This is a genomic window from Pseudomonas sp. M30-35 (assembly GCF_002163625.1).
Taxonomy (GTDB): domain Bacteria; phylum Pseudomonadota; class Gammaproteobacteria; order Pseudomonadales; family Pseudomonadaceae; genus Aquipseudomonas.
In genome coordinates this window covers 1,712,414-1,737,878 of the sequence record NZ_CP020892.1, presented here as the reverse complement: position 1 = coordinate 1,737,878, position 25,465 = coordinate 1,712,414, and the positions used below count along the sequence as shown (strand labels likewise).

Sequence of the window (25,465 nt, the reverse complement as noted above, 5' to 3'; positions counted from 1 at the left end):
GTTTCAGATTGCAGCTTTGCTGGCCTTTAACTCTGCAATTTGCTGCTCGCTATAACCGAGTTCAGCGAGCACTTCAGTCGTATGCGCACCGACCTCAGCCCCAACATGCCGGGGCGCGGGTAGACCTGAGGAGAACTTGATTGGACAGGCCAACTGTTTTTGCGCCGCCTGCCCTTCACGCGGCACGTCTATGACCACTTCTCGGGCCTTGAGCTGCGGATGTTCACAGGCTTCGGATAGATTGAGCATCGGCTCAACGCAGGCATCGGTTTGCGAAAAGCGCTGACACAGCTCATCAAAATCGTGCTTTTCAAATTCGATCTCCAGCTCCCGCTTAAGGGCCTGTTGATCCTCTGGTTTTTGTGTCAGACCCCGTAAAGCCAGCTCTGGACGACCAATTGCCGCACAAAACTGCTGCATGAATTGCGGCTCCAGACTCCCTACTGAAATCCAGCGGCCATCCCGTGTGCGGTAATAGTCATAGAAACTGCCGCCGTTAAGCGCCTGCTTTTGCATCTCCGGCTCAACCCCCGCGGCTAAATAGCCCGCACCGGCCATGCCATTGAGGCTGAAGGCGCAGTCCGTCATGCTGATATCAACATACTGGCCTTCGCCAGTGACATTACGCTGAATAACCGCAGCTAAAAGCCCCATGACGCCATGCAGCGAACCGCCCGCTATATCGGCGAGCTGCACCCCAAGCGGCAACGGCCCGGATTCGCTGCGCCCGGTGTAACTCGCAACGCCAGCCAGTGCCAGGTAGTTGATGTCGTGTCCAGCGCGGTCCTTGTACGGCCCGGTTTGCCCGTAACCGGTGATAGAGACGTATATCAATCTGGGGTTTATCGCCTTTAACGCTTCATAGCCAACACCGAGTTTATCCATCACCCCGGGCCGGAACTGTTCAAGCACAATGTCATGCTCCATGACCAGTTGCTTGACCACATCAACCGCGGCTGCTTGTTTCAAATCCAAGGCAATGCTGCGCTTATTGCGATTGAGATAAGCGTGGCTGGCTGAGACACCATCGACATGCGGCGGCAAAATACGTACAAGGTCGACCCGCGTAGGCGACTCAACCCGCAACACCTGCGCCCCCATGTCAGCCAACAGCAGCGAGGCAAAAGGCCCCGGCAGCAAGGTTGAAAAGTCCAACACTTTGAGCGAAGCGAGCGGACCGGTCATAGCAACTCCTTGAGTCTGATTATTCAGCGCCACACAATCATCGTTGAGCAGGTTTGACGGATTAAGCGCCAATTTTACTCAGCGACCTTAACTACAACTATTGCTGCCAATACAGTGATTGTTCAGCCTGTAGGTTTAACACTTCCGGGGAGAAACGCTCTTCCAATACATTGCGGCGAATTTTCATTGTTGGGGTCATGCAACCGTTATCCACCGTCCACGGCTCACGCACCAGAATAAAATGACTCACTCGCTCGTGGGGTTGCAGTTGTTGATTGAGTTCAACCCTAACAGTCTCAAGTGCTTGTTCAAGCTGCTGGCGGGGCTGAGCACGAGCGGCACTCGACAACTCAATCAGCGCAAGAGGTTGATCAAGATTACTGCCCATGAGACACACCTGTTCAATCAACAGATTCTTGGCAATCACACCCTCGATCGGCGCAGGGGCAATGTACTTACCCTTACTGCTTTTGAAGATATCTTTGACTCGACCGGTAATCCTCAAGTAACCATCAGCATCAACCTGACCTTTATCACCTGTATGCAACCAGCCGTCTTGCAAGGTCTCGGATGTTTTTTCGGGCTCCAGATAATAACCCTGCATTAAACAGGGGCTGCGAAACAGGATTTCACCAGCGTCAGAAATTTTCAGCTCGCAACCTGGCATAGGCCGTCCGACACTGCCAAAACGCACCTGCCCAAGGCGATTGAAAGTGCCGTATGCGAAGTTTTCGGTCATGGCGTACCCTTCACAAATCGTCATTCCCAGCTTCTGATACCACTCCAGCAAAGCTTGAGGAATTGCAGCAGCTCCACTCACCATAAAGCGAGCCCGATCTAACCCCAAACTCTTGCGGATTTTACTTGCCACTAATCGCCCGATTATCGGTAATTTCAGCAAACGCTCTAATTTCTGTTGGGGTAACTGCGCAACCACGCCCATTTGAAAACGAGTCCAGAGACGCGGCACCGAGAAAAATATCGTTGGCCGCACATGTTTCATATCTGCGCTGAACGTTTCTTGTGACTCCGAAAAGCCAACACTGCCGCCGCTATACAGGCTGCTCATCTCGACCATGAAACGCTCAGCCGCGTGCGAAAGTGGCAAATACGAGAAATACTGGTCGTCGGCACCAATCTGCATTTCTGCGACCACATTAGCTCCGGCATACGCAAAGGCTTGCGCTGTCAGCATCACCCCTTTTGAGACACCCGTTGTACCTGATGTGTAGAGGATGCTGAGCAAATCGTTCGGTTGCTGTTGATGCACATGCGATATCGGTTGGTGCTGTGCAAGCAACTCATCCCACTGGTACTGGGCCTTAATATTCGACTGCGACATGGCGATACGAATAACCTCTGACGGGATGCCTGCCTCAATTTTATTAGGTTCATCGAGGTTGCCCAGAAAGATAGCCTTGCACTGGGAGTGTCGCAGCACATAATCAATGCTCTGGGCCGACTGCAATGGATACAGCGGAACACTCACCAGCCCTGCCTGCATAATCGCCAGATCAGCAATGAACCACTGCGCACAGTTCTTGGCTAACAACCCCACACGATCACCCGGCTGGCAATCCATGGCCTGCAACGCAGCCGCTATTTGCCTGGCCTGCTGATCAGCTTCATACCAACTAATATCCTGCCAATGTCCTGCTACAGGCTGGCTTAGCCATATTTTGTCAGGGGTTGTTGCCAGTCGATATTCTAGGCACTGTAGCGGCAGTTGTTGGCTCATCGATAAACCTCATTGTAATTATTAGGGGAGCGTCGCGCAGTTAAGAGACTGTGCGTGAACTGTGTTTTGTATCGAAACAAACACCGATTTGAGTCAGTTGTTGCCGCCCTTGATACCCCTGCAACTATCACCACTAACTTATTTGCAAAGCACTTTTATCTACAACACATGCCCGCTTGATGAGAAACCAAATGGCTTCGCAAAAAACCCATTAAGCTGAAGTACACGACAGGCTAGGTTCGACTTGGCAAAAATGCCTCAGAATCCGTGCGTTCTCTAAAACTGAGCGGGCCTTCAGACTAGACGCCGCATGCACCCGCCTCAATGACGCATACGCTCAGCCTGCATTGACTGTTTGTGTCAGGTACTATGGACATCTGTCACAAAATATTCCGAACGGCGATTCAACCGTGCACGTGATAGCGAAATGCTCTCAGGTACTGAACCAATCGCCATTCAGGTATTCCGATGTTCTAAATCGATGCCAGACTGTTAACACTGTCGTTAATCCCCAAACAGGAGCTTTATATATGCGCACTGCTGGTGCACGGAATCGCGGCCGAATACCCGCCAAAATATTGGCTGGCCTTCTGCTCATCATGGGCTTGGCATTATTGGTCGGTGGCATCCGCCTCGGCATGCTCGGAGGTTCTTGGTATTACTTGCTAGCAGGTATTGGCGTTAGCCTCAGCGGCTTCTTCCTGTTCCGCTTGCATCCAGCAGTCGTCATTATTTATGCGATTTTCCTGTTCGCCAGCACCGGCTGGTCGGTCTGGGAAATTGGCCTTGACTGGTGGCAACTGGTGCCACGCCTGTCGTTGTGGTTCGCCATTGGCTTACTGCTGTGGCTACCGTGGCTGCGTCGCCCATTACAGCCACAACCTGTTGGCTTGGCTAACGGTTTGCTCGGCGCTTCGGTGGTGTTGGCCGGGGCTGTTGCGGTTGCAAGCCAGTTCACCGGTTATAACGGTGAAATCAAGGGCGAGCTAACCCGTGCCACCACTGATGTAAAAAGTGCGGCCCCCGAAATGCCTGACGGCGATTGGCAAGCATACGGTCGCACCAACTTTGGTGACCGCTACTCTCCGCTGGGCCAGATCACCCCAGAAAATGCCAACCAGCTTGAGCTGGCATGGTCCTATCGTACCGGTGACATTCCAGGGCCAAACGACCCACAGGAAACCACGGCAGAAAATACTCCGCTGAAAGTAAACGGCATGCTTTATGTCTGCACGCCACACAGCCAATTGATAGCGCTTGACCCGGACAGCGGTAAGGAGATCTGGCGCTTCGACCCTAAGCTCAGCACACAAAATGCTGAGAGCTTCAAAGGTTGGGCGCACATGACCTGCCGTGGCGTTGCCTATCACGAAGATAAAAGTGTTGCTCAAACCGACACCGCACCTGTGCAAAATGCCTGCCCGCGCCGGTTATTCCTGCCAACTGCTGACACCCGCTTGATGGCAATCAATGCTGACACCGGTGAAGTCTGCAGCGAGTTCGGTGACAATGGCACAGTTAATCTGACTGCCAACATTGGCAGCTTCACCCCAGGTGGCTACTACTCGACCTCGCCTCCCGGTGTCAGTGGCGATCTGGTGATCATTGGCGGTCATGTGACTGACAACCTGTCGATCGATGAACCTTCTGGGGTAATTCGCGCCTACGACGCCAAAGATGGCCACCTGGTATGGAACTGGGACAGCGGCAATCCAGATGCCACTGCGCCTATTGCCGAAGGTGAAACCTACACCCGCAACTCACCGAACATGTGGTCGGTGATGAGCATCGACGACAAACTCGGCCTGCTGTACCTGCCGATGGGCAACCAAATGCCTGACCAATGGGGCGGCAATCGCTCTGAGGCATCAGAAACCTACAGTGCTGGCGTAACAGCGCTGGATACCAAAACGGGTAAAGTCCGCTGGACCTTCCAGATGACCCACCACGACTTGTGGGACATGGACATTGGTGGCCAACCAACCCTGATTGATATCAAAACAGCAGACGGCGTCAAGCCGGCGCTGGTGGCTTCGACCAAGCAAGGCAGCATTTATGTGCTTGACCGTGCAACCGGTAAGCCGATTGTCCCGGTCAATGAAGTAGCCGTTCCGCAGGGCGCAGTCGAAGGCGATTTCACGTCCCCGACGCAGCCAATGTCTGAACTGCATTTCATGCCGGAAACCCTGACCGAGAAGGACATGTGGGGCGGCACGCCATTTGACCAGATGCTATGCCGCATCCAGTACAAATCGCTGCGCTATGAAGGCATCTACACCCCGCCATCGCTGCAAGGTTCGATTGTCTACCCGGGCAACTTCGGCGTGTTTGACTGGGGCGGTATCTCGGTTGACCCTAAACGTCAGATTGCCATCGTAAACCCCAACTACATGGCGTTTACTTCACAACTGGTACCGAGTGAGGCCGTTGAAGGTGGCCCAGCCCGCAAGAGTGAAACAGAAGGCGTGCAACCAAACAAAGGCGCGCCATATGGCGTGATTCTACAGCCATTGCTGTCGCAGCTAGGCTTGCCGTGCCAGTCGCCACCCTGGGGCTATGTCGCAGCTGTTGACCTGACCACCAATCAAGTCATCTGGCAGCACAAAAACGGCACCGTGCGTGACAGCTCACCTGTACCTTTGCCGCTACCGATGGGCGTACCAAGCCTTGGTGGAACAATCACCACTGAAGCTGGCGTGGCCTTCCTCAGCGGTACACTCGACCAATACCTGCGCGCCTATGACGTGCGTAACGGCAAGCAACTATGGGAAGGCCGTCTACCTGCTGGCGGCCAGACCACACCGATGACGTACACCGGCAAAGACGGTCGTCAGTACGTGTTGGTGGTTGCCGGTGGTCACGGCTCGCTCGGCACCAAGCAAGGTGATTATGTAATGGCCTTTGCACTGCCGAAAAAATAACAGCGCTTAAACTAGCTGTTTGTACTTCAAGAGGGCCGCAAGGCCCTCTTTTTGTTTTGCCAAGGAGCAAGCATGCTCAAACCAACCGCCCTGTTGCTAAGCATTTCCAGCTTATGCGCCTGCACCACGAGCCCGACCATGCCCAACCAATACGATCTGTTAATTGGCAGCTACACCCAAGGCACAAGCCAAGGTATTTATCGTTATCACTACGACAACCAAACAGGTCGTATCGGTGAGCAACCGGAACAAGTCATCAGCGCTGCTAATCCATCCTTCCTGTTGCTTTCGGCGGATCAAAGCAGGCTATTTAGCGTTAATGAAAACGGTCCGGGCCAAGCCGCTAATATCGGTCAGGCCAGTAGTTTTTCAATTGACGCAAACAACCGCTCGATTAAGCCAATCAACCGTGTCGACAGCGGCGGTGATGAGCCAACCCATGCCAGTTTGAGCGCTGATGAGCGCTTCCTGTTTGTCGCCAACTATGCGGTCAATCCGAACCCTGGCGGCAGTCTAAGCGTGTTACCCGTTGGCGCCGACGGTGAGTTGCATGCGCCAAGCCAGCGCTTCAGCCACCCGCCCAGCCGTGTCAACAAAGAGCGTCAAGCTAGCTCACACGTTCACTCTGTGATAATGAGCAATGATCACCAGTATTTGTTTGCCAGCGACCTAGGCGCTGATCAAGTGTTTAGCTATCGCTATAACCCCCAAGCAGGCTCAACCCCCTTAACGCCCGCAGGCTCAACTGCGTTGCCACCCGGCAGCGGCCCGCGCCACCTGCTGTTCAGCAATGACGGCAAGCAAGCCTACCTGACACTTGAGCTCAGTAATCAGTTAGCCGTGTTCGACTACGAGCAAGGCAAGCTATTAAACCCGCACATTATTGACCTTGATCAGGCCAACACTGAACCCGCAAGTTATGCAGCCGGGGCTTTGCACACCTCAGCGGATGGCCGCTTTTTATACGTTGCAACTCGCGGTCCGGTGAGTCAGATACTGGTATTCAAAACTAACCCAGCGGATGCTCAACTAGCGTTAATTCAGCGCCACATGATCGAAGGCAAAGAGTTACGTGAATTCAGCCTGGACCCGAGTGGTAATCACCTGCTGGTTGCCAATCAAGGCAGCAATGAAGTGCTGGTGATTACCCGCGACGCGCTCAGCGGCAAACTGGGAAAAGTCCAGCAACGAGTCAGCATTGGCAATCCATCTGACCTGGTATTTATCGGCGCTGACAGATAACACGCCATGCGCTGAAACGGCCATTTCAGCGCACGTCTGCTCATCCGTGCGCCAGTATGCTTGTCCCTGCCGCGACTGACTGGCACCATCGGGCAGTCGTTAGCCGGGAACATTTTCATGAGCGAACAAACCATTGCCAGCCATTTTGTCCGTGCCGTTCTAGGCGGTGCGCAGCGCAAGGGTTGTGACTGTTCGGCACTGCTTCGCCAGCTCAATATCCAACCCGCGCTACTGGACGAGCCGCGAGCACGCATCGCTCCCGAACAATTCGCCCTGCTTATTCAGCAGCTTTGGGAAATGCTCGACGACGAATATCTCGGTTTCGCTAAATACCCAAGCAAGCGCGGCACCTTCGCCATGATGTGCCATGCAATTATCCATTGCCATTCACTGGAAAAAGCCCTGAGTCGCGGCAGCCTGTTTTATAGCTTGTTCCCCGAAGCACCAAGCATTCAAATAAGCCACGAAGGTGACTTCGCCTGCCTCACAGTCGATGGCCCAACCCTGGATGACCCTGAACATTTTTTGATCGAGTCATTACTGGTTATTTGGCACCGCTTGGGCAGTTGGCTGATCGGTCAGCGTATTCGCCTTGAGCAAGCAACATTCAGCTACGCCAAGCCGGATCATGAAACGCACTATCAACTGCTGTTTCCCTGCCCGCGGGAGTTCAATAGTCAACGAACCTGCATACGTTTTCACAAGCGTTATCTGGCGATGCCCTTGCTGCAGGACGAACGCACGCTCAAGCATTTTCTTCAACATTCACCGGCAGATCTTCTTGCCCGCCCCGACGGCGGGCATAGCTTGAACAGTCAGATAAGGCGCTCGCTCGGACGTGATTGCAGCGACTGGCCGGACCTTGAAGAAGTCGCGCAAAAACTGCACATGAGCCCACAAACCTTGCGTCGCCGCCTGCGCGAAGAAGGCTCCAGTTTTCAGGAGTTGAAAGACCATTTACGCCGCGACCTGGCTATTTACCACCTGAGCCGCGATGAGGTGTCGATTCAGATGATTGCCGAACAGCTGGGGTTTTCTGAACCTTCAGCCTTTCATCGTGCTTTCAAAAAATGGACCGGATTAACGCCTGGAGCGTATCGCTCGATGGAGCAGTGAATTGGCTGCGTGCTGATACTTACAGCTTGCGAGCACGCCATGCAGCGACAATAAACAAACCCGCCAAAACGCCCAACAACGGCAACCAACCCGCGTGCTCCCATACATAGCCGCCAACGTAACCGACCACGCTTGAGCCCAGATAATAGGCACACAGGTACAGTGCAGACGCCTGAGCTTTAGCGCCTTTTGCTCGCTGGCCGATTTGGCCACTGGCGACCGCATGCGCAGCAAAAAAGCCAAGGGTGAACAATCCCAAACCAATGACTACGGCAACCAGCCAAGGCGTCGCGCACAGCCCGACACCGATCAGCATGATGACAATCCCGCCCTGCATAACCTGGCGTGCGCCCAAACGTGGCACAAGTCTTCCAGCCCAGCCGGCACTGAAAATACCTACCAGATAAACCGTAAACAGCAAGCCAATCACCGTCGACGACAAGTTGAATGGGGCTGCAGCCAAACGGAAGCCTACGTAATTGAACATGGCGACAAAACCGCCCATCAACAAGAAACCCATGCTGAATAACAGCCGTAGCTCTCGATTGGCCAGGTGCAACCGAAAGTTGCGTAACAGGCCGCTGAACGACAACGACTGCGCCTGAAAATGTCGCGAAGCAGGTAACAGCCAGATGAACAAACCAAGACCTAAAACCCCAAGGCCGCCAATACCGGCCAAGGCCAGGTGCCATCCACCAATATCGCTGAGTAGACCCGCCAGCAATCGCCCTAACAAACCACCCAATGCGGTGCCGCCGATATACAGCCCCATCGCAGCAGGCAAGGCTTCAGGGTCGAACTCTTCGCCCACATAAGCCATAGCCAGTGCTGGCAACCCGCTGAGCGCCAAACCGAGCAATGCGCGCAAAACCAATAAATGATCCCAGTCGCTGACAAATGCGCAGGCCACACCAAGCAGGCTAGCCAGCCCCAGTGCAACAGCCATGACCGGCTTACGCCCCCAGCTTTCTGCTAGCGCGCCAGAGATCAACAAACACAAGGCAAGGCTCAGCGTTGTCAGGGATAACGCCAAGCTGCTTGCTGCGGCTGAAACACTGAAATAACTGGCCAGTAAAGGCAGCAACGGTTGCACACAATAGAGCAAAGCAAAGGTCGAAAACCCTGCACAAAATAACGCGAAGGTTGCGCGTTTATAAGCTCTGGTGCCTTGTTGCAGATGGCTGGAAGGATTGCTATCGGACATTCTACTGCTCACAAAAAACGGCCCCTGATTGGCCGCAAACAAATGTTAGCATGCTATCCACCTTGCGCGCCGCTCGGGCACAATCAAAAACCTCCAGAGCCTGTTTCCACCGCTACTTTCCCCTACCATTTATCAGGTCATTGACCTCAATCAATTCGCTTTTTCCAAGCGTGTCTAAACTTGCTTCACACCTATCTAAAGGAGTGAGCCTGCATGCGTGATACTGCGGATGATAAGGGCACAAAGGGCAAGGAAACCCGACTTTTCCTATTTCTTGTTATTTGCCTATTCCCTGCGTTAGCCATCGCCATTGTGGGTGGCTACGGCTTCTTTGTCTGGTTTTTGCAGATGCTTGTCGGCCCACCCGGCCCTCCTCCTTCCTAACTTCGCATTTCACCGCACAGCACACGCTCAACCTGGAGCAACGTGACATGGATGAATCTATGCATATCGCCAGTTTATTGGTACACGCACGCCCCGAATTATTTGCCGCGGTGAAAGCCAACTTGCGCTTGCTACCTGGCCTTGAACTGCATCAGGAGAGCCCTGTCGGCAAGCTCGTAGTGGTCATTGAGGCGAAAGATGAGCAGCAAATACTTCAACGTATTGACCAGATCAACAACATTCCCGGTGTGCTAAATGCCGCACTGGTTTATCACGAACTCCTTGCCAGCGAAGGAGCAACACCATGAACCTGACTCGTCGTCAGTTTGCCAAAGCACAGGCCGCTGCAATCGCTGCAGCCGCAGCGGGTTTACCAATAATTACCACGGCCTCCAATCTAGTCACTGAGTCAGACATGACCACGCTGAACTGGAACAAGGCACCCTGCCGCTTTTGTGGTACCGGTTGCAGTGTGATGGTTGCGACTCGCGATAACCAAGTGGTGGCAACCCATGGTGATGTCAAGGCTGAGGTCAACCGCGGCCTTAACTGCGTTAAAGGCTACTTCCTGTCGAAGATCATGTACGGCAGCGATCGCTTGACCCAGCCGATGCTGCGCATGAAGGACGGTCAATACGACAAACAGGGCGACTTCCAGCCGATCAGCTGGGAGCAAGCGTTCGACATCATGGAAACCAAGGTCAAACAGACCCTTAAATCAGACGGCCCAACAGCGCTCGGCATGTTTGGTTCCGGCCAGTGGACAGTCTGGGAAGGCTACGCCGCCAATAAGTTGATGAAGGCAGGTTTTCGCAGTAACAACATCGACCCTAACGCGCGCCACTGCATGGCCTCAGCGGTCATGGGCTTCATGCGTACCTTCGGCATGGATGAGCCAATGGGCTGCTATGACGACATTGAAGCCACCGATGCATTTGTGCTTTGGGGCTCAAATATGGCGGAGATGCACCCGATTCTCTGGAGCCGTCTGACTGACCGGCGCCTGAGTTCTCCCCATGTCAAAGTGGCCGTGCTTTCGACCTTTGAGCACCGCAGTTTTGAGCTTGCCGATATACCCATGGTTTTCACCCCACAGACTGACTTGTTAATCCTTAACTACATCGCCAACCACATCATTCAGTCTGGCGCAGTGAACAAGGACTTTGTCAGCAAGCACACCCGCTTCGCCAAAGGTGCCGAAGACATTGGATACGGCCTGCGTCCAGACAACCCACTGGAGGTGCAAGCCAAGAACGCCGACAACGCCAACACCTGGGGCGATATCTCGTTCGAGCAATACGCTGAATTCGTCAAACCCTATACCCTTGAGCGAGCGGCCAAAGAGAGTGGCGTGCCAGCTGAGCGGCTGCAGCAGTTGGCCGAGTTGTACGCCGACCCAAAACGTAAAGTAGTGTCGTTCTGGACCATGGGCTTTAACCAGCACACTCGCGGCGTCTGGGCCAACAACATGGTTTACAACATTCACTTGCTCACCGGCAAAATCAGCGAGCCGGGCAACAGCCCTTTCTCGCTGACAGGCCAGCCATCAGCCTGCGGTACTGCTCGAGAAGTGGGCACCTTTTCACACCGTTTACCGGCTGACTTAGTCGTCACCAATCCTAAACACCGAGAAACGGCGGAGAAGATCTGGAAGCTACCCGCCGGAACGATTCAGGAAAAACCAGGCTTTCATGCGGTGCAACAGAGCCGCATGCTCAAAGACAGCGTACTCAAGGTTTACTGGACCATGGCCAGCAACAACATGCAGGCCGGGCCCAACATCATGCAGGAAGTATTGCCGGGATGGCGTAACCCCGATGTTTTTGTAATTGTCTCCGACCCCTACCCAACCGTGTCTGCCCAGGCCGCCGACCTGATATTGCCGACTGCCATGTGGGTCGAGAAGGAAGGTGCTTACGGCAACGCCGAGCGGCGTACGCAATTTTGGCATCAGCTTGTCAGCCCGCCGGGCGATGCAAAGTCAGATTTGTGGCAACTGATGGAGTTTTCCAAGCGCTTCAAAACGGAAGATGTCTGGCCAGCAGAGCTGCTGGCAAAAACCCCAGAGCTAAAAGGCAAGTCGCTGTTCGAAGTGCTCTACAAAAATGGTCAGGTCGACCAATTCCCAAGCGAACAATTGGCTGAAGGCTATCTCAATGATGAGACCAAAGCCTTTGGCTTCTATGTGCAAAAAGGCTTGTTTGAAGAGTACGCCGCCTTTGGCCGAGGGCATGGCCATGATCTCGCACCCTTTGATGATTATCACAACGCTCGCGGCCTGCGTTGGCCGGTGGTGGATGGCAAGGAAACCTTGTGGCGCTACCGCGAAGGCTCTGACCCGTACGTGGAAAAAGGCAGCGAGGTGCAGTTCTACGGCCATGCCGATAAAAAAGCCATCATCTTCGCCCTGCCGTACGAGCCGCCAGCAGAATCACCGGATGAGGAATACCCGTTCTGGCTGTGTACCGGTCGAGTGCTCGAACACTGGCACACCGGGACCATGACCCAGCGCGTACCGGAGTTGCATAGAGCCGTGCCGGACGCAGTGGTTTACATGCATCCCGACGATGCTAAAGCCATGAAGGCACGGCGCGGCAGCGAAGTTAAGGTCATCAGCCGCCGTGGCGAAACCCGTGCACGCATCGAAACCCGCGGGCGTAACAAGCCTCCTCAAGGGCTGGTATTCGTACCCTTTTTTGATGCTCGAAAACTGATCAATAAAGTCACGTTGGATGCCACCGACCCGATCTCCAAACAAACCGACTACAAAAAATGTGCGGTGAAGATCGAACTGGTCAACCTGGCCTGAGGAATACAGTCATGAGCTACCGCCTACTGCCGCTTTTACTACTTGCCGTGTTTGGCATTGCAGTTGCCAGCGACATCAATTATCCACTCGACGCGCCCGCACCCGATGGGCGACGTCCGGGTGGCACCTTGAGCCAGGATCTTCCTGCTCCGAAGTTGAGTAGCACTGAAAACAAGGACATCAAACGCGAACGTAATTATCCAGAACAGCCGCCGACGATTCCGCACAGTACGCGCGGCTATCACCTGGATATAAACAGCAACAAGTGTCTGTCATGTCACAGCCGCGCCAACAGTGCCAAAACTCAGGCCCCGATGATCAGCATCACGCATTACATGGACCGTGATGGTCAGGCACTGGCGGCGGTCTCGCCTCGGCGCTACTTCTGCAACCAGTGCCATGTTACGCAAAAAGAGGCGCCGCCACTCGTGGGCAATACCTTCAAGAACATCGATAGAGTGCTTGAACAAGAAAACAAATCGGCCAAGCAGAATCCTTGAGGAGGTGTTATGAAATCTTTGTTCGCCTTCCTGAAGGATTACTGGGGCACACTGCGCCGACCCAGCCTGCACATCAGCCTGGGGGTCTTAACCCTTGGCGGGTTTATTGCCGGAATCATTTTTTGGGGTGGTTTCAACACCGCTCTGGAAGTAACCAACACCGAGCAATTTTGCACCTCGTGCCACGAGATGCGTGACAACGTATTTGTTGAGCTCAAGGACACCATCCATTACAGCAACCGCTCAGGCGTTCGCGCAACTTGCCCGGATTGTCACGTGCCGCATAAGTGGACTGATAAAATCGCCCGTAAAATGCAGGCATCAAAAGAGGTGTGGGGCAAGATTTTTGGCACCATCAACACCCGGGAGAAATTTCTCGCCCACCGCCGCGAACTTGCCGAACATGAATGGCAGCGGCTCAAGGCCAACGACTCGCTGGAATGTCGCAACTGCCACAACTTCGACTTCATGGACTTCACCAAGCAAAGTAAACGTGCTGCACAAATGCACTCAACTTCATTGGCCAGCGGTGAGGCCACCTGTATTGATTGCCATAAAGGGATCGCCCACAAACTACCGGACATGACTGGCGTGCCGGGTTGGTAAACGGTAAAAAGACAGGCGTACACTGTTGCACTGGGTACGCCTGTTTCTACTGCGCGTTGACATCGCAATGGGTTGTGACAAGGATAAACGCGCTTGGACAGCAGCATTTTCTTCGCAGTGATGGCAGCCGCCATGCTGCATGCAGGCTGGAACGCCCTGATCAAAATTGGTCTGGACCGCTACCTGAGTGTGTGCCTGATTCAAATGGGCGCTGGCATAGCTGCAATTTGCACCCTGCCCTTCGTCACCTTTCCCGAAACCGCTGCTTGGCCGTGGATCATCCTCTCGGTATTGCTGCATATCGGTTACAACGGTTTCCTCGCCCATGCATATAAATACGGCGACCTGAGTCAGGTCTACCCGCTCTCTCGGGGTAGCTCGCCGCTGATCGTCGCATTGATATCCGTCGCCCTGCTCCATGAGACCCTGAGCTGGGAACAAATAAGTGGGCTGCTGATTCTGGTAACGGGTATCTGGATGATGGCGCTGCGAACCCACAAGGACAGCCAGTTCAATACCCCACTGCTACTGACCGCACTCACCACTGCGAGCTTTATTGCCGCCTATACCTTGGCCGATGCTGTTGGCGCACGGGTTAATGGTGATGCGCTGTCTTACGCAATGTGGCTGTTTGCGATGAATGGCGCAGCCACATTTATTATCCTCGTCGGCCTGCGTGGCACATCAGTTTTGGGTAAATTAAGCCAGCACTGGAAAGGTGGACTGGGCGGCGGTGTGATGTCGCTGCTGGCGTATAGCATCGTCATCTGGGCCATGACCCTGGCTCCGGTTGCCGTAGTCTCTGCGCTGCGTGAAAGCAGTGTGTTGTTTGCCTTGCTGATCGGACGCTTAGTCCTCAAAGAGTCATTGCCACTGCTCAGGATTGTCTCCTGTCTAGTGATCCTGCTCGGCGTCGTAACCCTTAAGCTGGCCTGATACAAGCTGGCACTTTGCGACATACGCTGACAGCAATAAAGAATTTGACGATGCCCACCTTAGTAGCCGCAGCCTTGCCTGGATCGACTGTTGGACACAGTGCAGAATACAACGATGAATGAAAACTACTTACCGAACTGCTGCACACCACTGAGTGAGTGCTGGCCATTACCGGTGCAAATGCCTGGCGTTCGGCTAATCAGCACGCAATTTGACCCCAGCTTGTTTGACCCCACGGCGTTTGAGTGCTGTGCGATTGCCCCGGTGCGCGGCGTTGCAAAACGTCAAACCGAGTACCTTGCGGGCCGTATTTGTGCACGCGAAGCACTGCGTCAGGTTACTGGCGTGGCTGGCGTGCCAGCAGTGGGTGAAGACCGCGCACCAGTCTGGCCATTGGATGTCTGTGGCTCCATCTCTCACGGCCACGGTCTGGCTGCTGCGGTTGTTGCCGAACGGACACATTGGCGAGGCCTTGGTCTGGATATCGAGGAGCCCTTGAGTGCTGAGCGGGCAATACGCCTGGCCAGTGAAATTCTGACCCAGCGCGAGTTACACAGCATTGCCAGCACCAGCGCTGAGCAACAAGCCTGGCGGATCAGCCTGACGTTCTCACTCAAAGAAAGTCTGTTCAAAGCCCTCTACCCTTTGGTTTTGACCCGTTTTTACTTTGAGGATGCCGAGCTAATCAACTGCGACAACAGCCAGCAAGGACGAGCCCGCCTGCGTTTACTTATCGACTTGAATCATGATTGGCCCGCAGGGAGTGAAATCGAAGGACAGTTTTGCATGTTCGGTCACCACCTGATGAGTTTGGTCCATATTCCACATCAATCATCACAGTAGCGTCAGTTAATCCCTTCTCGCGCGCAAATCCGATAAACTCTGGTAATTGCTGCCAGGAGCACCTATGCGCGACGAACTGAACCAAGGCTTGATCGACTTCCTCAAAGCCTCGCCAACGCCCTTTCATGCCACAGCTAACCTTGCCCTTCGCCTAGAAGCGGCTGGTTACCAGCGTTTAGATGAACGCGATACTTGGCACACCGAAGCCGGTGGCCAGTATTACGTCACTCGCAATGACTCAGCTGTCATTGCCTTTAAAGTCGGCAAACGTTCGCTGACTGATGCCGGTATTCGCCTCGTTGGCGCCCATACAGACAGCCCATGCCTGCGCGTTAAACCGCACCCGGAACTGCAACGCCACGGTTTTTTCCAGTTGGGTGTAGAGATCTACGGCGGTGCGTTGCTCGCCCCTTGGTTCGACCGCGACTTATCGTTAGCTGGCCGTGTAACTTTCCGCCGCGACGGTAAAGTTGAAAGCCAACTGATCAACTTCGAACTGCCGATAGCTGTCATCCCCAACCTGGCCATTCACCTTAACCGTGAAGCGAACAGTGGTTGGGAGATCAACAAGCAGACCGAGATGCCACCGATTCTGGCCCAGGTCGCGGGCACTGAACCGGTTGATTTTCGCGCCCTGCTCGCCAACCAACTGACCCTTGAACACAGCTTGAACGCCGATGCTGTGCTCGATTACGAACTGAGCTTCTACGATACCCAACCTGCAGCCATAATCGGGCTTAACCGTGACTTCATCGCCGGTGCGCGTCTCGACAACCTGCTCTCTTGCTACGCCGGACTACAAGCCCTGCTCAGCGCCGGTGATGCTGAAACCTGCGTGCTGGTCTGCACCGACCACGAAGAAATTGGTTCCAGCTCCGCATGCGGCGCCGATGGTCCAATGCTCGAGCAAGTATTGCGTCGAGTCATTCCACAGGACCAAGACTTCATCCGTAGCATCCAGCGCTCGCTGCTGGTCTCTGCCGACAATGCCCATGGCATTCACCCGAACTACCCAGACAAACATGATGAGAATCACGGCCCCAAGCTCAATGCCGGTCCAGTGATCAAAATCAACAGCAACCAGCGCTACGCCACCAACAGTGAAACCGCGGGCTTCTTCCGGCATCTGTGCCTGGAAAACGAAGTTCCGGTACAAAGCTTCGTGGTACGCAGTGACATGGCCTGTGGCTCGACCATAGGCCCAATCACCGCTAGCCAACTGGGTGTACGAACCGTTGATATCGGCTTGCCAACCTTTGCCATGCATTCAATCCGCGAGCTTGCCGGTAGCCACGACCTGGCTCATCTGGTCAAAGTTCTGAGTGCGTTCTACAGCAGCTCCGAGCTGCCTTGAGGCCTATATGATCGAGCATATTCGCAACAGCCTGCTGGAAGCGCAAAGTGCGCTGGACAACTTCATCAACAACCAGCAGACCCTGCAAAACATCGAAGACGCAGCGCAAATGCTGGTCGATAGTTTTGAGCACAAAGGCAAGGTCTTCTCCTGCGGCAACGGCGGCTCGATGTGCGACGCCATGCACTTCGCCGAAGAGTTGACGGGCCGTTATCGCGGCAATCGCCCGGGTATTGCTGCGGTTTCAATCAGCGATGCCAGCCACATAAGCTGCGTGGCCAATGACTTCGGTTACGAATACATCTTCTCGCGTTATATCGAATCGCACGGTCGTGAAGGCGATGTATTGCTGGCTTTCAGCACCAGCGGCAAGAGCCCCAACGTGCTCAATGCTGTAGCTGCAGCCAAGCAACTCGGGGTCAAAGTCATTGGCCTGACCGGTAAGCCCGGCTCCAAGCTGGAAGAGCTGGCGGATATTTGTATTTGCGCGCCAGGGGGCAACTACGCCGACCGCGTTCAGGAGCTGCACATCAAAGTCGTGCATATCCTGATTGAGCTGATTGAGCGCAAGCTCAATCCTGAAAACTACGCATGATATAAGCGCTGTGGTGGGTGGATAAAGCGTCCCCCACCCTACGCGCAGGGGGTGACAACGCGCAGCTTGTCCACCATTGCCCGGCAATCAATCCGGTACCTCAACACTGACGTGAATCGCGTCATGGCGCCAATATTCGAGGTCACAGTCGATCAACCGGTCATGCTGATCGCGATTGACTCGAGTAATGCGCAGTGCCGGACTGCCCACCGCAACCTTCAAACTGCTCGCGGCCTCTGCATGCAGCGCTGTTGGCACCATGTCAAAGCGCACCCGACCGTATCGAATCTGATATTGCTTGGCGTACAGCTCAGTCAGCGAGCGGGTCAGATCAAACTCGAGAATTGCCGGGAAATACAGCGGGTTCAAGTAATGCTCAACATAGAGCACCAAGCGTCCATCAATACGCCGAGCCCGGCGAATCTGAAACACACTGGTTAGCGCTGGCAGACCGAGTATCTGGCAAATTTCTGCATTTGCCGGAATCAACCGAGCGCTTAACACCTCTGTGGCTGGCTCACGCCCTTGCTCAGCAACCATCGCATGAAAATGACTGCGCACCAATGGGTTGTAAGCCACACGTGCTGGCGAAACAAACCAGCCACGACGCTCTTCACGGTACACCAGCCCCTGCGATTCCAGTTGCCCCAAAGCCTCGCGCAACGTGATGCGCGTGGTATCGAACAGCTCACTCAACTTACGCTCAGCGGGCAGCTTGTTGCCAGATACGAGCAAGCCGTGCTCGATCTGCTCTTCAAGTGCTCGACAGATAGTCGTTACCGCCCGCGGTGTTACCTCACGCATCAAGTTGTTCCTTTTGGACTAGTCCAGCCTGATTTAATGCTCAATTTAAGCAGCTCAGCATTTGCAGCAAGCCTAGGCAGTCTAGATGACGCCTAGATGACAGTCAGACTTACAGCGCCTCTTACACCGCCTATTCGGGCAAATATGGTCTATGAAAACAGCCACTTATCTATGGTCTACGCTTGAGTAGCAGTCCGCTGCCAGCGCCTATTCAAAATACGCAGTGGCGCAAGACATAAAACTGTCATTTATAGAGCCTAAATTGGCTCGGGTATTGCTGATCTAGACCAACACTTAATTTGCAAGGGAGTTTCAAATGAAACAACTGCTGCTAGCGACCTTGATGGGCTCGGCCATCGCCATGGCAACAACTGCAATGGCTGCGGATACAGATGTCAAAGCACTCGAGCAGGCTGCTCGTACCGAAGGCGAAGTGAACAGCGTTGGCATGCCCGACAGCTGGGCTAACTGGAAAGACACCTGGGCAGACCTGAACAAAATCTACGGCCTCAAACACCTCGATACGGACATGAGCTCGGCCCAAGAAATCGCCAAGTTCGCCGCTGAGAAAGACAATGCCACCGCAGACATCGGCGATGTTGGCGCTGCGTTCGGCCCTATCGCCGTGCAGCAAGGTGTAACCCAACCCTACAAACCAACCACTTGGGAGCAGATTCCAGATTGGGCCAAAGATAAAGATGGCCACTGGATGCTTGCCTACACCGGCTCGATCGCGTTCATTGTCAACAAGCAGTTGGTTAAAGATATACCCAAGAGCTGGGCTGACCTGAAAAACGGCAAATACAAAGTTGCCATTGGCGATGTCAGTGCCGCCGCTCAAGCTGTAAACGGCGTATTGGCAGCCGCCATCGCCAACGGCGGTGACGAGAAGAACATCCAACCCGGCCTGGACTTCTTTGGCACCATTGCCGAGCAAGGTCGCCTGTCGCTGTCTAACCCGACCATCCAAACCCTGGAGAAAGGTGAAGTTGAAGTCGGCGTAGTCTGGGACTTCAACGGCCTTAGCTACCGCGACCAGATCGACCCAAGCCGCTTTGAAGTACTGATCCCGTCTGACGGCTCGGTGATTTCGGGCTACACCACCATCATCAACAAATACGCCAAGCACCCTAATGCGGCCAAACTCGCACGTGAATATATTCTCAGCGACGCAGGCCAGATCAACTTGGCCAAAGGTAATGCACGGCCCATTCGTGCCGAGCACCTGAAATTGCCAGCAGAGGTTCAGGCCAAACTATTGCCTAACGAGCAGTACGCCAATGTCAAGCCGATCAAAGATGCCGCCGCTTGGGAGGCAACCTCCAAAGCTCTGCCGCAAATGTGGCAAGAGAACGTCATCATCAACATGGAATAAGCGTTTTCTAAATGCTTAACCAAAAGGGAGGCAACGCGAGTTGCCTCCCTGTTGATTTAGAAAACCCAGTACTGGCTGTGAGTCGACTATGAAACACAACGTCATCCTAGTGATTCTGGATGGCCTGAACTATGAGGTCGCCCAACATGCCATGGGCCATCTGCAGGCCTACTGTGGCGCTGGTCGCGCTGCACTGTATAAACTCGAATGTGAGCTACCTTCGCTGTCTCGGCCACTCTACGAATGCATCATGACCGGTGTTGCCCCCATCGACAGCGGCATCGTGCATAACGATGTGGTGCGCCTGAGCAACCAACGCAGCATCTTCCATTATGCCCGTGATGCTGGGTTGACTACGGCTGCGGCGGCTTATCACTGGATGAGCGAGTTGTATAACCGTTCACCGTTCATGCCTGCCCGTGATCGCCACACCGACGACGCCACGCTGATGATTCAACATGGCCACTTTTACTACGCCGATCACTACCCGGATTCACACGTGTTTGATGATGCTGAGCACTTACGCGCGCAGCACAAACCGAATTTCTTACTGGTTCATCCCATGAATATTGACGATGCCGGTCATAAGCATGGGCTTGATTCAGCGCAGTATCGCAACAGCGCCAGACGCGCTGATTTAGTCATCGCCGAATATTTGCAGCGTTGGCTTGATGACGGCTATCAAGTCTTGGTGACCGCCGATCACGGCATGAACAACGATCGCTCGCACAACGGCTTGCTGGCTGAAGAGCGCGAAGTGCCGCTGTTTGTACTGGGTGAGGCCTTCAGCCTGGACCCACAAGCTGCGCCCAAGCAGACGGAGCTGTGCGGCACCGTCTGCCAATTGCTTGGCGTGGCCCACGACAAACCACAGTGTAAGGAACTGCTTAAGTGAGTGCCCTGAAACCACGAGGATCACGAAGCAAATGGCTGGCTGCGCTGTGTCTGATTCCATTTGCGCTGTTTTTTTTCGCGTTTCAGATCGCCCCGCTGATCTGGATCACGCTCAACAGCGTTAACGTTGATGGCAGTTGGAGCCTGGCCAACTTCGAGAAAATCTTCTCCTCCAAGTTCTACCTACAAGCAATCAAACACAGTTTGCAGGTGGGATTCTGGTCGAGTCTATTCGGCATCATCATCGCCATCATCGGCAGTTATTCGCTGCATCAGGTTGATTCAAAGTTGCGCGATTTCGTCATGGCGTTCTCCAACATGACCAGCAACTTCGCGGGGGTGCCTCTGGCGTTCGCCTTTATCATCCTGCTCGGCTTCAATGGCGCGATCACCCTGCTGCTCAAACAAATTGGCTGGATTGAAGACTTCAATCTGTACTCCAAAACCGGCTTGATCGTGCTCTACACCTACTTCCAGATTCCACTCGGGGTCATGCTCCTCTACCCCGCTTTTGACGCACTGCGCGAAGACTGGCGCGAGTCGGCAGCCTTGCTCGGTGCCAACACCTGGGATTTCTGGCGTCATATCGGCTTACCCGTACTGACACCGGCATTGCTCGGCACTTTTGTGATTCTGCTGGCAAACGCATTGGGCGCCTATGCCACGGTGTATTACCTGACCACAGGTAACTTCAACATTATGCCGATTCGCATCGCGGGCCTGGTTTCCGGCGATATCTCGCTGAACCCGAACCTGGCCAGCGCGTTGTCGATGGTGCTGCTCGGGCTTATGGCGCTGATTACCGTCGTCCATCAACTGCTACTGAAGAGGAGCTACCATGTCGCGCGTTGAAGGCCAAACCGTCAGCATCCTCTATCACCGTGTTGTGGTGTGGTTGCTGTTTTTGATCTTGCTGCTCCCGCTGGCAGGCACTTTGTTGTATTCGCTGGCGACCAGCTGGTCGGCAACCATTCTGCCTGATGGCCTGACCTTCAAGTGGTACCTCGAACTGTGGGGCGAACCGCGTTTTCTCAAGGCCTTTGGGCAATCGCTGTTGATCTGCTTTTCCGCGTTGTTTCTGGCCTCAGTACTGATTCTGCCACTGCTGTTTGTGGTGCATTACTACTTCCCGAAACTAGACGCGCTGATGAATATCCTCATCCTGCTGCCCTTCGCCATGCCTCCCGTGGTGTCATCGGTTGGCTTGCTGCAAGTTTACGGCTCCGGGCCTGTGCAGTTGGTGGGTACGCCGTGGATTCTGATTGGTTGCTACTTCACCATTGCCCTGCCTTTTATGTACCGTGCGATCACCAATAACCTGCAGGCGATCAACCTGCCAGACCTGATGGATGCAGCGCATCTGCTTGGTGCCAGCACTTGGAAAGCAGCCTTTCTGGTGGTGCTACCAAACCTGCGCAAAGGCTTGATGGTATCGCTGTTTCTGTCGTTCTCGTTTTTGTTTGGCGAGTTTGTCTTCGCCAATATGTTGGTCGGTACGCGCTATGAAACATTGCAGGTTTACCTCAACAACATGCGCAACAGCAGCGGTCACTTCAACAGTGCGCTGGTGATCTCTTATTTCTTCTTTGTGTTGATATTTACCTGGGCAGCCAACCGCCTGAACAAGGACAAATCATGAGTTTTCTGAGTATTCAGAGCCTGCATAAACGCTATGGCAACACGCAGATTTTCAGCGATATCAACTGTGAAATCGCTCAAGGTGAATTCGTCACCCTGCTCGGCCCATCAGGTTGCGGTAAGTCGACCTTGCTGCGCTGCATTGCTGGCCTGACCACAGTCAATGGCGGGCAGATCCTGCTCGACGGCGAAGATCTGGTACCCGTCACTCCGCAAAAGCGCGGGATCGGCATGGTGTTCCAAAGCTATGCGTTGTTTCCGAACATGAGCGTCGAGCAAAACGTCGCATTCGGCCTGCGCATGCAGAAAGTCAATAAAGAGCAAAGCCGCGAGCGGGTCAAAGAAGCGCTGAAGATGGTTGAGCTGGGCGATTTCACCGATCGCTATCCGCACCAGCTGTCTGGCGGCCAATGCCAGCGTGTGGCGCTGGCCCGATCGCTGGTCACTCGCCCACGTTTGCTGTTGCTGGATGAGCCGCTTTCGGCGCTCGATGCGCGTATTCGTAAACATTTGCGTGAGCAGATCCGCGAGATTCAGCAAGAACTCGGCCTGACCACGATTTTCGTCACTCACGATCAAGAAGAAGCACTGGTCATGAGCGACCGCATCTTCTTGATGAACGCGGGCAAGATCGTCCAAAGCGGCAATGCTGAAACGCTGTATACCGAACCTGTTGATGCCTTCGCTGCAGGCTTTATCGGCAACTACAACTTACTCGATGCTGAAACCGCCAGCCGTCTACTCGGCCGTCCTATCAGCACGCGTGTGGCCATTCGCCCAGAAGCGATTGCGATTAGCGCCGGGGGCGAAATTGAAGGTCTGATTCGCAGCCACAGCTTGCTCGGTAACGTTATCCGCTACCGCGTGGAAGCGCGGGGCGTTGAGTTGCTGGTCGATGTACTCAACCGTAGCGAGAGTGATCTGCACGGCAAAGGCCAACGCATTATCCTCAGCATCGATGAGCAAGCCGTGCGTGAGGTGGCATGATGACTCTGGCAATTTTTGACCTTGATGACACCTTGATTGATGGCGACTGCGCGAGCTTGTGGAGTGCCGAAATGGCCAAGATTGGCTGGGTCGACGGCGAAAGCTTTCTTGCCCGCGATCACCAGTTAATGGCTTTGTACGCCCAAGGCGAACTGGCGATGGAAGACTACATGGCGTTCAGCCTGTCGCCACTGGTTGGCCGCACCCCGGAGGAAGTCGCTTTTGTCGTCGAGCCATTTGTCGAGGATGTGATCGAACCACTATTGCACAGTGATGCAACCCGCTGCTTGGCCACTCACCGTAAAGCGGGCGAGCGCATAGTGATTATCTCTGCCTCAGCGCACTTTTTGGTCAGCGCGATTGCACAACGCTTAGGCATCGATGAGGTGCTGGCGATAGACCTGGATATTCAGCATGGCTGCTACAGTGGCAACACCCAGGGCGTGTTGACCTATCGTGAAGGTAAAGTCACACGCCTCAAGCAGTGGCTTGCCGAACACGACGAATCACTTGCAGGTGCCTATTTTTACTCAGACTCACACAATGACTTGCCACTGCTCAAGCTAGTCGACAACCCGCGAGCGGTGAACCCGGTTGCAGAGCTGCGACGCTATGCCGAGCAGGCCGGCTGGCCAATCCTCAACTGGCGCTGAGCCTGAGAGTGGCGTGAGCCAATCCACGCACCCACGGCAGCCGCTAAGGCTTGTAGATTGTGTAAGATGCTGATGCTGCTGGACATCGCTTTTCAGCGATGTCCAGCCAGCCACCAAACCTGCACTAGCGCAGCGCACAGCCCAGCGCGCTGACACTCAACGCCTGTAACAGTTTGCAAGTTCACGAGTCCCTACTGTGTAGATGCTTAACAGTCGGCTCGTTGAGACTCAAGATGTGCCACTCTCGGCACTTACTTCTCAACGACGCGATACAAACAGCGTCTACCTGAGTTGCCTCAGTCAGCTGCACATTCGATATTTAGCTAGGAGCCTAAGATGCATAACTGGAACGATGTTATTTCTCGAGCCACCCACGGCAACCCAGCGCCTGATCGTAAGGTCACCAAAACCGAAGACGAGTGGCGTGCCCAACTCGATGCGGAGCAATACCGGGTCACCCGCCAAGCCGGCACAGAACGACCACACAGCTCGCAAATGTGTAGCCTGTTTGAGCCGGGTGTTTATGGTTGTGTGTGCTGCGACACACCACTGTTTGATGGCAGCAGCAAGTACGAGTCGCACAGCGGCTGGCCGTCATTCACGCAACCCATCAAAGACAACGCGGTTGCCTATCATACGGACTCAAGCCACGGCATGACCCGCATAGAGAACACCTGCAATGTTTGTGGTGCACATTTGGGCCACGTGTTCCCCGATGGGCCAGAGCCAACCGGTTTGCGCTTCTGCATGAATGCCGTCTCCTTGAAGAAGCTCGATTAAAAAACTTTAATTGCTGTTAGTCCTGTGGCGCGAGACCGCGCCACAGCTTGTTGTGTCATGAGGACATAGACATGAAAGCGACTTGGAATGAAACGGTGATCGCTCAGTCCGATGCCACTGTCGTAGTTGAGGGTAACCACTACTTTCCGCCAGACTCCATCGTCAGCGAGTATTTCAAGCCCAGCGACTACAGCACCCATTGCCCATGGAAAGGCAAGGCGCACTACTACAGTCTTGAAGTTAAGGATAAGCACAACGCCGACGCAGCCTGGTATTACCCAGAACCCAAAGAGGCAGCTGCCAACATTCAGGGCCACGTGGCGTTTTGGAAGGATGTTGTGGTTAGCGACTAAACAGTATTGGCTCACGCCATACATTTTAATCCGCGTCAGGCTTTCGCCACAGCTGGAGCCAGTATCCACTCGGCGCTGTCATTCCAAACATCCATTCGGGTGATTTTTCCATCACGCACCTCAAAGCGATCCAGATAACGGTTGCCACTAAAACTGCGGCCATCAGGCCACTCGCCGTACAGGGTGCCGTTCGAGTACACCACCGTATGGTCGCCGCGATCAGTCCAGTCAAACTGCCCTAACGCCTTTTTGACCCAGTTATAACGCGCCGCGTTGAAAGCCGTGATGTCTTTTGCGGTTGGCATTACCCGCCCACCGGTAAAGGTTATACGTACATCTGCAGACATGTAGGTTGCGGCCTTGACTGGGTCAGGTGCCATCGAGGCATCTAAAAAATCACTGACAATTTGTACGGCTGGGTTGTCGTGCTGCATGGCTGTTAACTCCGAATCAATAAACGTTTAGGTATTCAAATTGGCGCATTGGTCTGGTGCAAGCCGCCCAAATGCTGTGCGTAAAGAACCAGTAATAGTGCTCTATACCCCCAG

25 protein-coding genes are annotated in these 25,465 nt (G+C 54.2%); 20 read left to right on the top strand and 5 right to left on the bottom strand.

All coding sequences use genetic code 11. From position 1 onward, the window contains the following. Positions 1–3: 3 nt before the first annotated feature. Positions 4–1,185 carry a CaiB/BaiF CoA-transferase family protein gene (locus tag B9K09_RS08125; protein ID WP_087516334.1) on the bottom strand — a complete coding sequence of 394 codons (1,182 nt, stop codon included), beginning with the start codon at positions 1,183–1,185 and terminating at the stop codon, positions 4–6. A 97-nt stretch (positions 1,186–1,282) separates the two neighbouring features. Beyond that, positions 1,283–2,923 carry an AMP-binding protein gene (locus tag B9K09_RS08120; RefSeq protein WP_087516333.1) on the bottom strand — a complete coding sequence of 547 codons (1,641 nt, stop codon included), beginning with the start codon at positions 2,921–2,923 and terminating at the stop codon, positions 1,283–1,285. Between the two features lie 530 nt (positions 2,924–3,453). Here B9K09_RS08120 and B9K09_RS08115 point away from each other — a divergent pair. The 3 genes from B9K09_RS08115 to B9K09_RS08105 all read left to right on the top strand — a co-directional run bounded on the left by B9K09_RS08115 (position 3,454) and on the right by B9K09_RS08105 (position 8,202). Further along, on the top strand, positions 3,454–5,844 hold the full coding sequence (locus B9K09_RS08115; RefSeq protein WP_087516332.1) for a glucose/quinate/shikimate family membrane-bound PQQ-dependent dehydrogenase: 2,391 nt from the start codon (positions 3,454–3,456) through the stop codon (positions 5,842–5,844). A 72-nt stretch (positions 5,845–5,916) separates the two neighbouring features. Beyond that, the gene (locus B9K09_RS08110) at positions 5,917–7,086 is read left to right on the top strand and encodes a lactonase family protein (RefSeq protein ID WP_087516331.1); all 1,170 of its coding nucleotides are present in this window, start codon (positions 5,917–5,919) and stop codon (positions 7,084–7,086) included. A 117-nt stretch (positions 7,087–7,203) separates the two neighbouring features. Then, entirely contained in the window at positions 7,204–8,202 is a 999-nt protein-coding gene (locus tag B9K09_RS08105; RefSeq protein ID WP_087516330.1) for an AraC family transcriptional regulator, read from the top strand. Between the two features lie 19 nt (positions 8,203–8,221). Here the strand turns inward: B9K09_RS08105 and B9K09_RS08100 are convergent, their stop codons facing one another. Further along, on the bottom strand, positions 8,222–9,406 hold the full coding sequence (locus tag B9K09_RS08100; protein WP_087516329.1) for an MFS transporter: 1,185 nt from the start codon (positions 9,404–9,406) through the stop codon (positions 8,222–8,224). A gap of 213 nt (positions 9,407–9,619) precedes the next feature. On the opposite strand from B9K09_RS08100, the gene B9K09_RS08095 reads away from it, so the two are divergent. The 9 genes from B9K09_RS08095 (at position 9,620) to lpcA (ending at position 17,433) form a co-directional block, all read left to right on the top strand. Next, a complete protein-coding gene (locus B9K09_RS08095) occupies positions 9,620–9,790 on the top strand; it encodes a periplasmic nitrate reductase, NapE protein (protein WP_087516328.1) in 171 nt (56 codons plus the stop codon). Between the two features lie 47 nt (positions 9,791–9,837). Then, entirely contained in the window at positions 9,838–10,098 is a 261-nt protein-coding gene (locus B9K09_RS08090) for a chaperone NapD (protein ID WP_087516327.1), read from the top strand. Further along, positions 10,095–12,599 (top strand): nitrate reductase catalytic subunit NapA, encoded by a 2,505-nt coding sequence (gene napA / locus B9K09_RS08085; protein WP_087516326.1) that lies wholly within the window; start codon positions 10,095–10,097, stop codon positions 12,597–12,599. Before B9K09_RS08090 ends, napA begins: the two co-directional genes overlap by 4 nt. Positions 12,600–12,610: 11 nt before the next feature. Continuing rightward, positions 12,611–13,099, top strand: a complete 489-nt coding sequence (locus B9K09_RS08080) for a nitrate reductase cytochrome c-type subunit (protein ID WP_087516325.1) — start codon at positions 12,611–12,613, stop codon at positions 13,097–13,099. Between the two features lie 9 nt (positions 13,100–13,108). Continuing rightward, entirely contained in the window at positions 13,109–13,705 is a 597-nt protein-coding gene (locus B9K09_RS08075) for a cytochrome c3 family protein (protein ID WP_087516324.1), read from the top strand. 93 nt (positions 13,706–13,798) lie between these two features. Next, complete coding sequence (locus tag B9K09_RS08070; protein WP_087516323.1) at positions 13,799–14,641, top strand: EamA family transporter; 843 nt, start codon at positions 13,799–13,801, stop codon at positions 14,639–14,641. A 114-nt stretch (positions 14,642–14,755) separates the two neighbouring features. After that, positions 14,756–15,484, top strand: a complete 729-nt coding sequence (locus B9K09_RS08065) for a 4'-phosphopantetheinyl transferase (RefSeq protein ID WP_087516322.1) — start codon at positions 14,756–14,758, stop codon at positions 15,482–15,484. A gap of 64 nt (positions 15,485–15,548) precedes the next feature. Then, positions 15,549–16,838: a M18 family aminopeptidase gene (locus B9K09_RS08060; protein ID WP_087516321.1), complete on the top strand. Its 1,290-nt coding sequence runs from the start codon at positions 15,549–15,551 to the stop codon at positions 16,836–16,838. A gap of 7 nt (positions 16,839–16,845) precedes the next feature. Further along, positions 16,846–17,433, top strand: coding sequence for a D-sedoheptulose 7-phosphate isomerase (lpcA, locus tag B9K09_RS08055; RefSeq protein WP_087516320.1), 588 nt, complete (start codon positions 16,846–16,848; stop codon positions 17,431–17,433). An 87-nt stretch (positions 17,434–17,520) separates the two neighbouring features. Here the strand turns inward: lpcA and B9K09_RS08050 are convergent, their stop codons facing one another. Beyond that, a complete protein-coding gene (locus B9K09_RS08050; RefSeq protein ID WP_087516319.1) occupies positions 17,521–18,237 on the bottom strand; it encodes a UTRA domain-containing protein in 717 nt (238 codons plus the stop codon). 316 nt (positions 18,238–18,553) lie between these two features. On the opposite strand from B9K09_RS08050, the gene B9K09_RS08045 reads away from it, so the two are divergent. The 8 genes from B9K09_RS08045 (at position 18,554) to B9K09_RS08010 (ending at position 24,917) form a co-directional block, all read left to right on the top strand. Continuing rightward, positions 18,554–19,612, top strand: coding sequence for an ABC transporter substrate-binding protein (locus B9K09_RS08045; protein WP_087516318.1), 1,059 nt, complete (start codon positions 18,554–18,556; stop codon positions 19,610–19,612). An 88-nt stretch (positions 19,613–19,700) separates the two neighbouring features. Continuing rightward, positions 19,701–20,507 (top strand): alkaline phosphatase family protein, encoded by an 807-nt coding sequence (locus B9K09_RS08040; protein WP_087516317.1) that lies wholly within the window; start codon positions 19,701–19,703, stop codon positions 20,505–20,507. Between the two features lie 5 nt (positions 20,508–20,512). Further along, positions 20,513–21,358, top strand: a complete 846-nt coding sequence (locus B9K09_RS08035; RefSeq protein ID WP_177408712.1) for an ABC transporter permease subunit — start codon at positions 20,513–20,515, stop codon at positions 21,356–21,358. Then, positions 21,345–22,145 (top strand): ABC transporter permease, encoded by an 801-nt coding sequence (locus B9K09_RS08030; protein ID WP_087516315.1) that lies wholly within the window; start codon positions 21,345–21,347, stop codon positions 22,143–22,145. Before B9K09_RS08035 ends, B9K09_RS08030 begins: the two co-directional genes overlap by 14 nt. Beyond that, a complete protein-coding gene (locus B9K09_RS08025; protein WP_087516314.1) occupies positions 22,142–23,131 on the top strand; it encodes an ABC transporter ATP-binding protein in 990 nt (329 codons plus the stop codon). The genes B9K09_RS08030 and B9K09_RS08025 overlap by 4 nt, the downstream gene beginning before the upstream one ends. Further along, positions 23,131–23,784, top strand: a complete 654-nt coding sequence (locus B9K09_RS08020) for an HAD family phosphatase (RefSeq protein ID WP_087516313.1) — start codon at positions 23,131–23,133, stop codon at positions 23,782–23,784. The genes B9K09_RS08025 and B9K09_RS08020 overlap by 1 nt, the downstream gene beginning before the upstream one ends. Positions 23,785–24,120: 336 nt before the next feature. Further along, positions 24,121–24,564, top strand: coding sequence for a peptide-methionine (R)-S-oxide reductase MsrB (msrB, locus tag B9K09_RS08015; RefSeq protein ID WP_087516312.1), 444 nt, complete (start codon positions 24,121–24,123; stop codon positions 24,562–24,564). A gap of 71 nt (positions 24,565–24,635) precedes the next feature. Next, entirely contained in the window at positions 24,636–24,917 is a 282-nt protein-coding gene (locus tag B9K09_RS08010; protein WP_087516311.1) for a DUF427 domain-containing protein, read from the top strand. Between the two features lie 35 nt (positions 24,918–24,952). On the opposite strand, the gene B9K09_RS08005 is transcribed toward B9K09_RS08010, so the two are convergent. Further along, the gene (locus B9K09_RS08005) at positions 24,953–25,351 is read right to left on the bottom strand and encodes a nuclear transport factor 2 family protein (RefSeq protein ID WP_087516310.1); all 399 of its coding nucleotides are present in this window, start codon (positions 25,349–25,351) and stop codon (positions 24,953–24,955) included. Positions 25,352–25,465 lie beyond the last annotated feature (114 nt).

What these genes read in the sequence shown, in the direction of transcription:
- B9K09_RS08125 (WP_087516334.1), bottom strand. Translation starts at nt 1,185, where the DNA reads ATGACCGGTCCGCTCGCTTCGCTCAAAGTGTTGGACTTTTCAACCTTG.
- B9K09_RS08120 (WP_087516333.1), bottom strand. Translation starts at nt 2,923, where the DNA reads ATGAGCCAACAACTGCCGCTACAGTGCCTAGAATATCGACTGGCAACA.
- B9K09_RS08115 (WP_087516332.1), top strand. Translation starts at nt 3,454, where the DNA reads ATGCGCACTGCTGGTGCACGGAATCGCGGCCGAATACCCGCCAAAATA.
- B9K09_RS08110 (WP_087516331.1), top strand. Translation starts at nt 5,917, where the DNA reads ATGCTCAAACCAACCGCCCTGTTGCTAAGCATTTCCAGCTTATGCGCC.
- B9K09_RS08105 (WP_087516330.1), top strand. Translation starts at nt 7,204, where the DNA reads ATGAGCGAACAAACCATTGCCAGCCATTTTGTCCGTGCCGTTCTAGGC.
- B9K09_RS08100 (WP_087516329.1), bottom strand. Translation starts at nt 9,406, where the DNA reads ATGTCCGATAGCAATCCTTCCAGCCATCTGCAACAAGGCACCAGAGCT.
- B9K09_RS08095 (WP_087516328.1), top strand. Translation starts at nt 9,620, where the DNA reads ATGCGTGATACTGCGGATGATAAGGGCACAAAGGGCAAGGAAACCCGA.
- B9K09_RS08090 (WP_087516327.1), top strand. Translation starts at nt 9,838, where the DNA reads ATGGATGAATCTATGCATATCGCCAGTTTATTGGTACACGCACGCCCC.
- napA (WP_087516326.1), top strand. Translation starts at nt 10,095, where the DNA reads ATGAACCTGACTCGTCGTCAGTTTGCCAAAGCACAGGCCGCTGCAATC.
- B9K09_RS08080 (WP_087516325.1), top strand. Translation starts at nt 12,611, where the DNA reads ATGAGCTACCGCCTACTGCCGCTTTTACTACTTGCCGTGTTTGGCATT.
- B9K09_RS08075 (WP_087516324.1), top strand. Translation starts at nt 13,109, where the DNA reads ATGAAATCTTTGTTCGCCTTCCTGAAGGATTACTGGGGCACACTGCGC.
- B9K09_RS08065 (WP_087516322.1), top strand. Translation starts at nt 14,756, where the DNA reads ATGAATGAAAACTACTTACCGAACTGCTGCACACCACTGAGTGAGTGC.
- B9K09_RS08060 (WP_087516321.1), top strand. Translation starts at nt 15,549, where the DNA reads ATGCGCGACGAACTGAACCAAGGCTTGATCGACTTCCTCAAAGCCTCG.
- lpcA (WP_087516320.1), top strand. Translation starts at nt 16,846, where the DNA reads ATGATCGAGCATATTCGCAACAGCCTGCTGGAAGCGCAAAGTGCGCTG.
- B9K09_RS08050 (WP_087516319.1), bottom strand. Translation starts at nt 18,237, where the DNA reads ATGCGTGAGGTAACACCGCGGGCGGTAACGACTATCTGTCGAGCACTT.
- B9K09_RS08045 (WP_087516318.1), top strand. Translation starts at nt 18,554, where the DNA reads ATGAAACAACTGCTGCTAGCGACCTTGATGGGCTCGGCCATCGCCATG.
- B9K09_RS08040 (WP_087516317.1), top strand. Translation starts at nt 19,701, where the DNA reads ATGAAACACAACGTCATCCTAGTGATTCTGGATGGCCTGAACTATGAG.
- B9K09_RS08030 (WP_087516315.1), top strand. Translation starts at nt 21,345, where the DNA reads ATGTCGCGCGTTGAAGGCCAAACCGTCAGCATCCTCTATCACCGTGTT.
- B9K09_RS08025 (WP_087516314.1), top strand. Translation starts at nt 22,142, where the DNA reads ATGAGTTTTCTGAGTATTCAGAGCCTGCATAAACGCTATGGCAACACG.
- B9K09_RS08020 (WP_087516313.1), top strand. Translation starts at nt 23,131, where the DNA reads ATGACTCTGGCAATTTTTGACCTTGATGACACCTTGATTGATGGCGAC.
- msrB (WP_087516312.1), top strand. Translation starts at nt 24,121, where the DNA reads ATGCATAACTGGAACGATGTTATTTCTCGAGCCACCCACGGCAACCCA.
- B9K09_RS08010 (WP_087516311.1), top strand. Translation starts at nt 24,636, where the DNA reads ATGAAAGCGACTTGGAATGAAACGGTGATCGCTCAGTCCGATGCCACT.
- B9K09_RS08005 (WP_087516310.1), bottom strand. Translation starts at nt 25,351, where the DNA reads ATGCAGCACGACAACCCAGCCGTACAAATTGTCAGTGATTTTTTAGAT.